Consider the following 13,134-nt stretch of genomic DNA (forward strand, 5'->3'; position numbering starts at 1 on the left):
CTCATGCGTATGGTTGGAACGATTGCCGTTGGGATTGTCGCATTGCTCGCTTCACCGGCCCAGGCCGATTCTGTCATCAAATCGAAGCAGGTGTCCTGGCAGGGCTGTGCTTATACGATCAAGGTACTCCTGGAGGATGATCCGTACGCCGATACTCCCTACAGCGTCTCGCTCCAGAGCGCGGTGGTTTCGCCTGACACCTGTTCGCTGACGCCCAGGATCGTCAATCTGGTGGACTCGGTGCGCGAGCCGCGGATCGCGATCGCGGCCAGTGCCGAGGGGCTCGCGATTGCCTACTCCTATGAAGAGTACGAACGGTTCTCGTTTGGCCGGAATCTCCTCCGCATCCACCATTTGAACCCGAGCACCTTGGGCTCCGTGAGGGTGGCGGAGCTGGAGGGGATCAGGCTGTCGGAGACTGGAGGATGGTGGAACCCGTCCCCCATCTCCCTGAACCAACTCACCCTCTACCCGGGCTCCCTCGAAGTGTATGGCTTCTTGGAAGGGGGGACGAATGCGATCAAGTCGAATGTGCCCGCGACCAGCTGGCCGCCCCCGATCGCGCAGGGCAATAGCTTCGTCGCCACCTACCCTGACTTCTTCGGCTCGACCCAGCAGCCGCCCCAGATCGTCACCTTCTGAGTGGGGCGGCCAGCCCGGGCGTTCAGCCCGTAACGCGGCGCTGGCGCAGCAGGCCCTGCAGCTCCGCGTCCCGCACCACCCGGGGCACCTTGACCTGGGTGGGCGAGGCCCCGCGTTGCACGAGCACGTCGCGCAGGGCCTGGAAGGTGCCGGACTCCACCCGGTGCAACTGGGCGGGGCCCAGCCGCTCGGAGCGGCGGATCACCTCGTAGAAGGGATTGGTCCGGCACAGCGCCTCTTCCAGCGCCCGGCTCAACTGCTCCGGAGCGCCCTGGGGCCGCGCGCCTTCCTGGAGCTCGACGAAGAGGGCATAACGCCCGGGGAGCGTCTCGGTCTCCTCCACCACGCTGTAGTCGGCGGGCAGCAGCCCCTCGGTGGCCAGCGCCTGCTCCAGGGCGAGGCGCGCGGCGTGCTCCGAGGTCTTCTCCCCCATGAGGTTGAGCAGCGCGCCACGCCGGTAGAGGAACTCCATCAGCGGCGCCTGGTGGTAGCGGCCCACGATGCGCACCACGTCCCCCAGGCGGTAGCGGTACAGGCCCGCCTGGGTCGTGAGCACCAGCTCATAGGCCTCGCCCTCCACGAGCTGCTCGGGCAACAGGGTGGGGGGAGACTCCGCGTCCAGCTCCCGCTCGGGGATGAACTCGAAGAAGGCCGCGCCCACCATGAGGCAATAGACGGCCTGCTCGAGTTCGAGTGGCACGCCCAGGACCCCCTCGGTGCTGACGTAGCTGGCGGCATTCAAGGGCACGCCCTCGAGGTAGGGAGTGAGCTGTCGGGTGTAGAGGGAGAAGCCGGCCCCGGTGATGGAGGAGACGTAGGCGAGCCCGGGCCACAGCCGGCGCAAGAGGCCGTGGGGACCCTGCGCGAGCATCTGGGAGACCTCACGGGCGCGCTCGGGGTCGGGGCGCAGGAGGGACTGGAGGCGGTGGCGCTGCTCCGGCTCCAGATCGAGTTCCGGGCGCAGCACCCCGCGGGCGATGTCGTCCACCAGATCAGCTCCGCGCCGCTCCAGCAGGTGCACCAGGTCCAGCAGCCCCGAGGCGAAGGGGGCCATGAGGGTGCCGAGCTCGCGCTCGCGCAGGCCGAAGAGCAGGTGCAGGTAGAGCGCATCGGCGTGCTTGCGCAGGCGGAAGGCTTCCGGCGGCGAGGTGAACGCGAAGGACGCGGCGCGGCCCATCGAATGGGTGGAGATGGCGGTGAGCGCGCCCATCAGCAGTCCGCCCTCGGAGCGCTCGCGGAGCACGGCGTTCATGAGAATCATTCCGCGAGCGGGACGGTGGGCGGCGGGCACCTTCTCGGCCACCACGGTGCGGCCAATCATCATGGTGCGCCGCATGTTCTCCAGGTGGGGCCGGGTCACGGGGAGCAGCTTGCGTTGACCGGTGGTGCCCGAGGTGATGCCCAGGTACTCCACCCGGTCGGCGGTGAGTACGTTCTGCTCGCCCCGGGCGATGCGCTCCATGTAGGGCCGGAAGGGCTCGTAGGTACTGACGGGCAGGGCGCGCTGGAAGTCCTCCACGGTGCGCAGGGAGGCGAAGCCATGGCGCCGGCCGAAGTCCGTGTCCTGGTTGTGCTGGAGGATGGCGCGCAGCGTGTCCGCGTTCACGCGCGCGGCATGGCGTGTCTGCTCGATGAACCGCTGTTTGCCGCGACGGCCAGCAGCTCGCATGACGTAGCTGAAAAGACGGGGAATCCAGGGTAGTGAGGCCATGGCGCGCCTGATCCCACGGCTCACGAAAGGAGGCAACCCTGGTCGCTTTCCACGAGCCCAGGTGGGCTCCTGGCATCCTGAACAACTACTTCAGCGAGGGGCGAGCCGCCCGGGCGTTCAGCCCATGACGCGGCGCTGGTGCAGCAGGCCCCGCAGCTCCGCGTCCCGCACCAACCGGGGCACCTTGACCTGGGTGGGCGAGGCCCCGCGCCGCACGAGCACCTCGCGCAGGGCCTGGAAGGTGCCGGGCGCCACCCGGTGCAACTGGGTGGGGCCCAGTCGCTCGGTGCGGCGGTTCATCTCGTAGGCGGGATTGGTCTGGCACAGCGCCTCTTCCAGGGCCCGGTTCAGCCGCTCCGGTTCCTTGTGGGGCCGTACGGCGCCCTGGAGCTCGACGAAGAAGGCATAGCGCCCGGGGAAGGTCTCCGTCTCCTCCACCACGCTGTAGTCGGCGGGCAGCAGCCCCTCGGTGGCCAGCGCCTGCTCCAGGGCGAGGCGCGCGGCGTGCTCCGAGGTCTTCTCCCCCATGAGGTTGAGCAGCGTGCCACGCCGGTAGAGGAACTCCATCAGCGGCGCTTCATGGTAGCGGCCCACGATGCGCACCACGTCCTCCAGGCGGTAGCGGTACAGGCCGGCCTGGGTCGTGAGCACCAGCTCATAGGCCTCGCCCTCCACGAGCTGCTCGGGCAACAGGGTGGTGGGGGACTCCGCGTCCAGCTCCTGCTCGGGGATGAACTCGAAGAAGGCCGCGCCCACCAGGAGGCAGTAGACGGCGCGCTCGAACTCGAGCGCCACGCCCAGGGTCGACTCGGTGCTGACGTAGTAGGAGGGGTAGAGGGGCACGCCCTCGAGGTAGGGGGCGAGCTGCTGGGTGTAGAGGGAGAAGCCGGCCCCGGTGATGGAGGTGGCATAAGCGAGCTCGGGCCACAGCCGGCGCAAGAGGCCGTGGGGGCCCTGCTCGATCGCCCGGGACAGCTCCTCGACGCGCTTGGGGTCGGGGCGCAGGCGGGACTGGAGGCGGCGGCGCTGCTTCGGCGCCAGGTCGAGTGCCGGGCGCACCACGCCGTAGGCGAGGTCTTCCATCAGGTCCTGCCAGCGCTGCTCCAGCAGGTGCACCATGTCCATCAGCCCCGTGGCGAAGGGGGCCATGATGTAGCCGAGCTTGCGCTCGCGCAGGCCGAAGAGCAGGTGCAGGTAGAGCGCATCGGCGTGCGAGCGAATGGAGAAGGCATCTGGCGGCGAGGCGAGCGCGAAGGAAGCGGCGCGGCTCAGGGACTGGGTGGCGATGGCGGCGAGCGCGCCCGTCAGCAGCCCGCCCTCGGAGCGCTCGCGCAGCTCGGCGTTCATGAGGATCATGCCGCGAGCGGGACGCTGGGCGGCGGGCACCTGCTCGGTCACCACGGAGAGGCCGATCGCGCTCGCGCGCTGCAGGTGTCGCAGGTGGGGCCGGGTCACGGGGAGCAGCTTGTTCTGGCCGGTGGTGCCCGAGGTGATGCCCAGGTATTCCACCCGGTCGGCGGTGAGCACGTTCTGCTCGCCGCGGGCGATGCGCTCCATGTAGGGATGGAAGGGCGCGTAGGTACTGATGGGCAGGGCGCGCTGGAAGTCCTCCACGGTGCGCAGGGAGGCGAAGCCATGACGCCGGCCGAAGTCCGTGTCCTGGTTGTGCTGGAGGATGGCGTGCAGCGTGTCCCTGTTCACGCGCGCGGCGTGGTGCGCCTGCTCGGTGAAGTCCTGCCTACCGCGACGACCCGCGGCCCTCGTGAGGTGGCTGGCGAGACGGAGGAGCCAGGGGGTAGAGGACATGACGCGCTGATACCCACGACGTCCGCCCGAAGCAACCCTGGCCTTCGCCCATGTCCACAGGCGTGGGAGAAACGGACTTCCCGGATGGGTGCCCGCGACCGCGTGCCCGGGGAATCCTGGGCTCACGAGGACGAGCCGCGCCACGATCCACCCGCGTCTCCACCTGCTCGGGTGCCAGGGTGGAGGGCTGCCCCGGGGCCGCCGTGGCCGAGGCCACCGTGGGATTGGCCAATGACTGGCACATGTGTCAAACGGCGGGATGTTCACGATCGGCTTGTTGTCCATGATGTTGGCGGCGGGCTGGCCAGCGAGCACCTTGTTCGTCGGTGGCACCAGCAGGGTGGATGGCGCCGCGCCGAAGCTGCATTGGAGCGTGGCCCAAAATCCTTTGACACCTGGCTTGGGGCTTGGCGTACTTCATGAGTGGCGTCGTCTTTGCGAGTCCTTCTCCTTTGCCTCACTCTTGGGCTGACCACCCCTGCCTTGGCCAACTCACTGCTGGAGGGGCTGTGCGGCACGGCGTCGGTCCCGGTCGCACAAATGGCTGCCTCGGAGAAGCTGTGCCGCTCGTTCGCTCTCGGGCTGGCGGGGGTCCCCGACGCGACACTCCGAGAAGCTCAGGTTCTGCTCACTCCAGAGAATCTCGCCGCCATGAGTGCCCTCTCCGGCATCTGGCTGGCCAGTCAGGGGGTCCCTGTCGTGGGAGAGGGCGTGGATGCTGCGCTGGCGACCCTTGGCATCATCCTCCTGTCATCGCAAGTCGCGGAACTCTCGAATGCCCTTTGGCAATATGCCTCGCTTGCCACGACGGCACAGAGCCTGGAGCAACTCAAGGCCGCCTCGGCGCATTTCGCGCGAGCCGTCGCACTCGTTGGCGTCAATGTCGTCACCTTCATCCTGACGACGCAGGTTTCATCGAGAGCCGGAAGACAGTCTCCACCCAGAGAGCCTTCATTCCAACCCTCGACACAGGGCGGCCCTCTACACGTAGAGCCTGGACGGAACAGCGGCGCCAGCATCCATCCCGACGCCGTGGCCGCCCAGCAGGTGAAGCCTCCGATAGCGGTTCCCGCCGCGGAGGCAGCGGTGATGTCCTCTTCCTCCAAGGTCTTCGCCGTCAATGCCCTCGTCAAGCGCATCAACCCGACGGCCTTCAAGAAATGGCTCGCGGAAGCACCCAGAAGGTTGGCAACGGGCGATGATCTCGCGAGAAGATTCCAACGGGCTCACGCGGGGGAAGAAGAACTTCTCGTGCAAGGGGGAGGTGCCCGAATCTGGGCTGACGGCGTCAGCCACCCTGACGCTCATCTCGTCGAAGTCAAGTATATCAAGGACACCGCGACCAGCCCCTTCATCGAAGGTTCGAAGTGTCCCGAGGTCATCCGAGCCAAGATTCGCAAAGAGGTGAGCGATGAATTCGAAAGATACGCAGCCATCCTCAAGGATCCCGTGACTCCGGCAGCGGGCCTCGAAGTCATTACCAACAATGCGGAGGCCGCGAGCTATTTCGTGTCTCTCATGAAGCTGTTCAACATTCCGGGAAGAGTCCGCATCATCACGGGAGGGACGGCTCCATGAAATACTTCCTCATCACTCTTTCGGATTGGCGATTCTCCGCCGAGGATCTTACCCGGAAGATGCTCGCACGTTGGCCCGGCGCCATCTTCCAGGAGACGAATCCCGAGAGCATCTCTTGCTTCGAGTTCGAGCTACCCATGGCTCATTCCACGCTTCACGGCGCCATGCACCGGGATGGCGAGTGCATCCCTTTCAGCGCGGACATTCGTGACATCGCCGAGTTCTCGCTTTGGGTCCGCTCCTTTGTTCCCGAGGCCGAGCGCCTCCACTTCTGTGACGAGGGGGGGAGCGGTCAGCTCGATTTGCGGCCTGACACCTCGTCTTCCGACATCCTCCGCCTGTTCGACTACGTCCCTCCTCCCCCAGGGTGGAAGAACTATTCTCTCATCGCCAGGCCTCAATGGACACTTGCCGCCCACGAGCTCGCTCGACTCCTGCTTCTTCGTTGGCCCAGCGCCCAGGTCCAACTCAAGACGGAGAGCCACGAGCCCAGGCCTGTCTCCTTCCAGGTGCCGATGAAGCACTCCACCCTGACCGGCTCCCTCTACCGCCCGGTGCCTGGCCTCGACTTCACGGGGGATTCGCGCGACTGCGCTGAATTCTCGCTCTGGTGCCGCTCCATCTTGGTGGCCGAGCAAATCTCCGTCTCCGGTGACAACCACTTCATCACCCTTCATCCCACCACCACGGTGGAAGATTTCCTCCGGACCCTTGGTGCACCACCCTCCTGACAGCACCTGAGCAGGGGAGCCGTGGCCTTATCTGGTTCTCCGCCACGCGAGCTGTGGGGATTCAACCCGGGCCCGTGAGCCGCGTTACAGCACTCGGTGCCGTTGTCCCACGTGACTTCCGGCACATGCGCTCCTGGCGTCGGCCGGCCTACTGTTCGCGGCGTCACCGGGGCTCACCCTCTTCGAGGTCACATCCATGCACGGACTCGGAAAGATTGTCATTGGAATGGTCACGTTGTTCGGCTCGTCGGCGCTCGCCGACCTTCCCCCCGTCAAACAAGCCAGCACCGTCTTCCAAGGCTGCAATTACTCGATCAAGTCGCAGCCCTACGAGGGAGTCGGGCCGGGAGGCGCGATCCTGGTCTATTACAAGATCATCCTTCAGCGTGAGCAGGGGCCCTACAACCTGTGCTGGTTTCCGCCAGCGACCCGGGAACTGCTCGACACGGGCTACGAGCCGGAGCTGGCGATCACGGCCAATTTCAACGGGATCGTGGCGGCCTACGGCTGGACGACGTTCAGCCGGAGCACGGGCCTCTCGACGCGGATCAGCGTCCAGCAGCTCAACCCCTACTCGCCGAACCCGGATGTCCTGGAGGTCTCGAGGGAGTCGACGCTGGTGGCCTATCAGTTCGCCTCGCCCAGCTCCGGCGGAATGCCGTCCTCGCTCTTCCTGGACGGGCTCAAACTCCAATCGGGCAACCTCGAGGTGCGGGGCCGCCTGGCGGGCAACTGGGTGACGGCCGAGGAGGCTCCCTCCTCGGGGCCCATCGAGCTCTACGAGGGAGGCCACTTCATCGCCCTCTATCCTGACATCTTCAACACGGTGCAGCGGCCCCTCTTCGTCACCTACTGAGGGAGGCATTGGAAAAAACGGCCCCACCTGGACGACACTTCTCGCGATGACCTTGGGGAGCCGGGCTCGTAGACTGGGCGCCCCCCATGCGGTTGCCCACGGCCTTCCATCCGCTCCTGTTTGTCTCCGCGCTCCTCACCTGGAGCGTGGTGGGAGTGCAGGGGCTCGTGTTCATGAACCTCACGTCTCAGCACCTGACCAGCGCCTCCGTGCTCGTGTGGTTCGTCGCCTTCGTCTCCTTCGGCGTGGCTTTCTGGCTCAAGGTGCGCGGGGAGGGCCGTCCCGGGGCCTCCCTTCTGGGCACCCAGACGGTCGCGGCACTGGCGGTGATCGCCACCGGCACCTCGGGCTTCGAGGGGGCGCTGCTCGCCATCATCTCCGGACAGGTGCCCATGTTCCTGTCCTCGCGCTCCACCCTCCTGTGGTGCGCGGGGCTGGTTCTCGCGAGCCTGGCCGTCTACCTCTTCCTGTACCCGCCCCTGGACGCGCTGGCGTCGGCGGGCGGCTACGCGGGCTTGCTGGTGTTCACCGCCACCGCGGCCCACATCCAGCAGCGGGAGTTGGACGGGCGCCGGGAACTGGCCCGGCTGCATGCGCGGCTGGAGGCCGCCCAGGCGCTGCTCGCCGAGCGGGAGCGCGAGCAGGAGCGGCTGCGCATCGCGCGGGAGTTGCACGACTCGCTCGGCCACCACCTCACGGCCCTTTCTCTCAACATCGAGGCGGCCTCGCACTCCATGGAGGGCCCGGGTCTCGAGCACGTGCGCCGCGCACAGAAGGTGGCCCGGACACTCCTGCGCGAGGTGCGCGAGGTGGTGTCCTCCCTGCGCGAGGGACCGCTCCAGCTCGGCCCCGCCCTGGCCGATCTGACGCGCGAGGTGCCCGGGCTCCAGGTGCACCTCCAGGTGGCGGAGGGACTCTCCATCACCGAGCCCGCCGCGGCCCACTGCCTGCTGCGCTGCGTCCAGGAGGTCATCACCAACACGCTGCGCCACGCCTCCGCGCACCATCTGTGGATCGACGTTGTCTCCACCGGAGAGGGCGCGCTCCGGCTCCATGCGAGGGATGATGGCGTGGGCGCGGTGGCGCTCGAGCCCGGCGCGGGGCTCACGGGCATGCGCGAGCGCTTCACCCAGCTCGGCGGAAGCCTGGAGTGGCGTCTGGTGGCCCGGCGGGGCGTGGAACTGGTGGCGTGGTTGCCCACGCGAGGAGCCCAGGGATGATCCGCATCGTCCTGGCGGATGACCATACGCTGGTGCGCGAGGGCATTCGCAGCCTGTTGGAGTTCACCCCGGACCTGCGGATCGTGGGGGAGGCGGCCGATGGGAACGAGGCCCTGCGGCTCGTGGCCGAGCTGGATCCAGACGTCGTGTTGATGGACGTGCGGATGCCGCGGATGAGTGGACTGGAGGCGTTGCGCGCGCTGCGGCGCACGGATCCGCACCGGCGCGTGGTGTTGCTCACCACGTTCGATGAGGACTCGGTGTTGCGGGAGGCGCTGCGCGTGGGGGTCCAGGGCTTCCTGCTCAAGGACGTGACGCGGGATCAGCTCGCCGAGGCGCTCCATCGGGTGGCGGCCGGGGAGACGTTGCCCCTGCCCGGGCTGCATGGACAGGTGTCGCGTGGAGTCGCGGAGCTGCCGCGGGACTTTCCGCACGCGGAGCAACCCGAGTGCCTCACCCGCCGGGAACTGGAGGTGCTGCGCCTCATCGCCCGGGGCCTGAGCAACCGGGAGATCGCCGAGGCGCTGGGCACCGCCGAGGGCACGGTGAAGAACCAGACGTCCAACATCCTCGCCAAGCTGGGAGTCCGGGATCGCACCCGGGCCGTGCTCCGGGGCATGGAGCTGGGCTGTCTTTGAGCCAGGGCGGGCCCCGGGGGTCGGGCCCGCCCTCCATGCCTACTTCAGCGAGTCGAGGTAGGGGCGGTGGCTGTTGGTGAACTCGTAGTTGGCGAAGGCATCCCAGTTCACCGACCAGGACATGAGGCCGCGGAAGCTCTTGTTGTTGGCGGGCGAGCTGCGCACGGTGTACGTGCCGATGGAGGTGCCCTTGACGAGGGCGTCCACGGCGCGCTGGACCTCGGCGGGCGTCGTGTAGCCGCCGCCCGCGTTGCCATTGGCGGGCAGGCCGATGACCACCTGATCCGGGCGGAGCGCGGGGAAGACGTTGCTCGCGTTGCGCCCCACGGGGAAGCCCGTGAGCAGCATGTCCGTCATGGCCACGTGGAAGTCCGCGTTGCCCATGTTGTGGTACTGGTCATCCAGCCCGGTGATGGGGCCGGAGTTGTAGTCCTGGACCTGGAGCCAGCTGAGGATGTCGCGCACGGCGTAGAGCACGGGCAGGTAGGCCCCGGCGCGGGTGTCACAGCCGGAGCAGGTGCCGCCGTAGAACGCGTAGCCGAGCTGCACGAAGAACGTCTCGGGCGCCATGGTGAGCAGGAACTTCGTGCCGAAGTGGTTGCGCAGGGTGCGGATGGCGGAGATGAGGTTGACCACCACGGGCGTCTTCGGGTTCTTGAAGTCCGCGTCCCCGGGGTTGATGGACAGCGAGTGCCCCTCGAAGTCGATGTCCATGCCATCGAAGCCGTACTTCTCGATGATGGAGCGCATGGAGTTGACGAAGGCGTCGCGCGCCGCGGTCGTCTCCAGCCGGACCTGGCCGTTGGCGCCGCCGATGGAGATGATGACCTTCTTGCCCAGGCTCTTGAGGTAGGCGACGTCCGCCTTGAAGTCCGCCTCGGAGGTGCCGTAGGGCGTGAAGCCGATGGTGCCGCCGGTGGAGCCATTGGTCGGCTCGGCGAAGGAGACGTTGATGACGTCCCACCTGGTGGAGACGTTGCGCAGCCGGATGAAGCCCGAGCCGTTGTCGAAGTTGTGCCAGTAGCCCACGAGGATCTTGCTGGGAACGTCACCCGTGGGAGGCAGGGGGGGATCCGTCACCGGGGACGTCGTCGTGCTGTAGGCGGAGCTGGCGGCGGAGCGGTTGCCGGCGGCATCGCGGGCCTTCACGGTGAAGGTGTACGTGGTGTTGGCCGACAGCCCGGACACCGTCGTGCTCGTCGTGGTGCTGGTGGCGGCCCCGGACACGCCGCCGCCGCTGAAGGACACCTCGTAGCCGGTGACGCCCACGTTGTCCGTGGAGCCCGTCCACGTGAGCGACACGCTGTTGGACGTCTTGCCCGGGGAGCTCAGTCCCGAGGGCGCCGTGGGGGCCTGCGTATCCGTCGGCGGCGGGGTGCCCGTGCGCTCCAACCACAGCGCCGGGACATTGGGCGGCTCCCAGCCGGGCAGCGACGTATGGTTTTGACGGCAGTCATAACCCTTGCCGCCATACGTCACGATGTCGCTCACCGCGTAGCTGACGTTCGCCGCCCAGGCACCGCGATCCGCCGCCTGGGACAGCGCGGGGAACAGGCACAGCAACGCGATGGCGACGAGACAATGAAACCCTGAGCGGGAGGCGCTCTCCCGGGGTGATACGGCCATGTCCACACTCCTCGGATGGGAATACCGAGGAGAGAGAGACGGGCTTCTATTTTTTCGGGTCAGTGCCCGTTCTCGGTCCTGTCCTGACTATCGGGACTTGGCCGGGCCTAGCGGCCCAGCTCGGCGCGCAGCTGCTGGATGGCGGCGAGCAGGGGCGGCGGGTGCATGCTGCTGGGCACCTCGACCGCGAAGCGCTCGAAGGCCTCCAGGGCCGCGGCCTTGTCGCCCTGCTTCATGGCGAGGGCGCCCAGGAACAGCAGCCCCTCCTGCGCGTCCGGGTAGGTGTCCGACAGCCGCAGCAGCTCGCGCCGCGCGCCGGACTCGTCACCCCGCACCGCCTGGAGCACGCCCTGGTGCACGCGCAGCTCCACGTTGAAGGGATCCACCGCCAGGGCGCGCAGGGTGACGCGCTCGGCCTCCTCGTACATCTGATTGCGGATGAGCTCGTGGCTCACGATGGACGCGGACTCCAGGTCCGCGGGATTCTTCTGCAACTTCTCCCAGGCCTGTTGCAGCTCCGCGTCCATCTGGGGCGCGCCCTGCTGCTGCGCGTCCGCCGAGCCCATGGCCCCCGGAGGCACGCGGCCCGTGGCCGCCTCGTTCTCGCCCCGCGGGTGCTGCTCGGACACGAGCGTGTAGCCCAGCACGCCGAAGAACAGCACGATGCCACCGCCCCACAGCGCGCCCTTGAACTGTTGCGACAGGAAGCCGGTGAGGGCGGGAGCGGGCGCGGAGGGAGCGGGCGCCTTGTCGCGGGCCTTGAGGTGCTCGTCCCGGGCGCGCAGCGCGGCCACGGCCTCCTGCTCCAGCCGGGAGCGCTCCGCCTCGTAGCGCTCGGGCGCCAGGGCGTGCTTGTCCGCCGCGAGCTCCTTGAGCTGCTCGATGCGCGACTGGTAGCGCCGCTCCAGGTCCTCGAGCACGTCATCGCGCGAGGAGGAGGGCGCGCCCTTGCGGCGCTGGGTGAGGAGGAAGAGCACCGCGGCGATGACGCCCACCGCGAGCACGGCGAGGCCAGGAGTCCAGTTGGTGGGAGGGTTCATTGATCCATCTCCCGGCGCACGGCCGCGAGGTACGGGTCCACGGAGTCGTCGGAGGGGGCGGGGCTGGAGGGGGCGGGCGCGGCCGGCGAGGGGGCCGGAGAAGGCGCGTGCCGCACCTGCCGGAAGATGACGAAGCCGCCGCCCACGAGCAGCACGAGGGGGCCCAGCCACACGAGCAGGTTGACGCCCTCGGCCTTGGGCTGCAGCAGCACCCACTCGCCATAGCGGGCGACGAAGTAGTCGCGCACCTCCTGGTCCGTCTTGCCCTCGGTGACCAGCTCGCGAATCTTGTCGAGCTGGGCACGCGCCATGGAGGAGGGGCTGTCGGCGACGGACAGGCCCTGGCACACCGCGCAGCGCAGCTCCTTGCCGAGCACCTGGACGCGCGCCTCCAGGCGCGGCTCGAGGGGTTCACTTCCAGCCTGCTGGGGCGCGTACTGGCCCGAGGCGAGCAACAGGGTGAGCGAGAGAAGGGCGGCGGTCATGGCGGTTCCTGGGGGCCGAGCCTACCTATCGTCCCGGACCGGGTGTTGCCCAGTGAAACCGGGGACGGCGGGCGGGCATGGCCCCTGGCCGTCCGGCCGCTGCCCGGGCGCGAGCCCCGGTAATGGGGCCCTCCTCCTCAAGAAGGGCGGGGGGGACCGGCGGCGGGGCGGCCCTGGCGTATGAGCCGCAGGCGCAACAGCCCGGTGGCGATCAGGCTGAGCAGGCGGAACTCGGCGGGCTCCAGCTTCTTCACCGTGCGCACCAGGCGGCGGATTTCCGCGGGCTCCTCGGTGGGCCGGGCGGGGGCCTCCTTCGTCCAGAAGTTCTCCTGCGCGGGCGTCAGCCCCAGCAGCACGTCCGAGGGGATGCGGAGGATCTCACACAGCTTCTTCAAGGTGGGCACGCTCGGCAGCATCCCGCCGCGCTCCAGCCGTCCGTAGACCTCGGTGGCGAGTCCCACCCGCTCGGCGACGTCTTCCTGGGTGAGATTGGCGCGGACCCGAGCCGCCCGGGCCGCGGTCCCGATGGTCGATGCCAGTCCTCGTGGGAGTGCCATGCCGTGCGGTCCTGATTGAGACGAGTGGAAGCCGTCCGGCCCGGTGCATCCGGGCCTCGGGTGACTTCTAAGATAGCTGGAAAAAGAGTGACTTCAAGAGTCATTCCACGAGCCAGGCCCGACTTTCGAGGTCGGGAGGTGGGGGTCGGCTCCCCCGGAAGCGTCATCGTTCTTGGTCCTTCGCGGTCCGCATGTTTACCTTTGGAGTCATCTGGCGGATACCCCCAAAAAGGAGCGCGTCATC

12 protein-coding genes are annotated in these 13,134 nt (G+C 68.1%); 6 read left to right on the top strand and 6 right to left on the bottom strand.

Translation table 11 applies throughout. The features are described from left to right. Window positions 1–3: 3 nt before the first annotated feature. On the top strand, window positions 4–642 hold the full coding sequence (locus tag CYFUS_RS18665; protein ID WP_095986449.1) for a hypothetical protein: 639 nt from the start codon (window positions 4–6) through the stop codon (window positions 640–642). 22 nt (window positions 643–664) lie between these two features. Here CYFUS_RS18665 and CYFUS_RS18670 read toward each other — a convergent pair whose 3' ends face one another. Together CYFUS_RS18670 and CYFUS_RS18675 are read right to left on the bottom strand one after the other, a co-directional pair. Next, window positions 665–2,353: a GH3 auxin-responsive promoter family protein gene (locus tag CYFUS_RS18670; RefSeq protein ID WP_232537643.1), complete on the bottom strand. Its 1,689-nt coding sequence runs from the start codon at window positions 2,351–2,353 to the stop codon at window positions 665–667. A 117-nt stretch (window positions 2,354–2,470) separates the two neighbouring features. Then, window positions 2,471–4,159, bottom strand: a complete 1,689-nt coding sequence (locus tag CYFUS_RS18675; RefSeq protein ID WP_157758513.1) for a GH3 auxin-responsive promoter family protein — start codon at window positions 4,157–4,159, stop codon at window positions 2,471–2,473. A gap of 483 nt (window positions 4,160–4,642) precedes the next feature. Here CYFUS_RS18675 and CYFUS_RS18680 point away from each other — a divergent pair, with 483 nt between their 5' ends. The 5 genes from CYFUS_RS18680 to CYFUS_RS18700 all read left to right on the top strand — a co-directional run bounded on the left by CYFUS_RS18680 (window position 4,643) and on the right by CYFUS_RS18700 (window position 9,182). Next, complete coding sequence (locus tag CYFUS_RS18680) at window positions 4,643–5,737, top strand: restriction endonuclease fold toxin-2 domain-containing protein (RefSeq protein WP_157758514.1); 1,095 nt, start codon at window positions 4,643–4,645, stop codon at window positions 5,735–5,737. Further along, window positions 5,734–6,468: a hypothetical protein gene (locus CYFUS_RS18685; protein ID WP_095986453.1), complete on the top strand. Its 735-nt coding sequence runs from the start codon at window positions 5,734–5,736 to the stop codon at window positions 6,466–6,468. The genes CYFUS_RS18680 and CYFUS_RS18685 overlap by 4 nt, the downstream gene beginning before the upstream one ends. A gap of 196 nt (window positions 6,469–6,664) precedes the next feature. Beyond that, window positions 6,665–7,324, top strand: a complete 660-nt coding sequence (locus CYFUS_RS18690) for a hypothetical protein (RefSeq protein WP_157758516.1) — start codon at window positions 6,665–6,667, stop codon at window positions 7,322–7,324. A gap of 86 nt (window positions 7,325–7,410) precedes the next feature. After that, complete coding sequence (locus tag CYFUS_RS18695) at window positions 7,411–8,544, top strand: sensor histidine kinase (protein WP_095986455.1); 1,134 nt, start codon at window positions 7,411–7,413, stop codon at window positions 8,542–8,544. Beyond that, entirely contained in the window at window positions 8,541–9,182 is a 642-nt protein-coding gene (locus CYFUS_RS18700) for a response regulator (protein WP_095986456.1), read from the top strand. Before CYFUS_RS18695 ends, CYFUS_RS18700 begins: the two co-directional genes overlap by 4 nt. 39 nt (window positions 9,183–9,221) lie before the next feature. Here the strand turns inward: CYFUS_RS18700 and CYFUS_RS18705 are convergent, their stop codons facing one another. From CYFUS_RS18705 to CYFUS_RS18720, 4 genes are all read right to left on the bottom strand, one after another. Continuing rightward, the gene (locus CYFUS_RS18705) at window positions 9,222–10,808 is read right to left on the bottom strand and encodes a chitinase (RefSeq protein WP_095986457.1); all 1,587 of its coding nucleotides are present in this window, start codon (window positions 10,806–10,808) and stop codon (window positions 9,222–9,224) included. Window positions 10,809–10,915: 107 nt separating this feature from the next. Next, window positions 10,916–11,848, bottom strand: coding sequence for a tetratricopeptide repeat protein (locus CYFUS_RS18710; protein WP_095986458.1), 933 nt, complete (start codon window positions 11,846–11,848; stop codon window positions 10,916–10,918). Next, complete coding sequence (locus CYFUS_RS18715) at window positions 11,845–12,333, bottom strand: cytochrome c-type biogenesis protein (RefSeq protein WP_095986459.1); 489 nt, start codon at window positions 12,331–12,333, stop codon at window positions 11,845–11,847. The genes CYFUS_RS18710 and CYFUS_RS18715 overlap by 4 nt, the downstream gene beginning before the upstream one ends. 137 nt (window positions 12,334–12,470) lie before the next feature. Continuing rightward, window positions 12,471–12,890 carry a helix-turn-helix transcriptional regulator gene (locus CYFUS_RS18720; protein ID WP_095986460.1) on the bottom strand — a complete coding sequence of 140 codons (420 nt, stop codon included), beginning with the start codon at window positions 12,888–12,890 and terminating at the stop codon, window positions 12,471–12,473. Between the last annotated feature and the right edge of the window lie 244 nt (window positions 12,891–13,134).

This window comes from Cystobacter fuscus (assembly GCF_002305875.1).
Classification (GTDB): Bacteria; Myxococcota; Myxococcia; order Myxococcales; family Myxococcaceae; genus Cystobacter; species Cystobacter fuscus_A.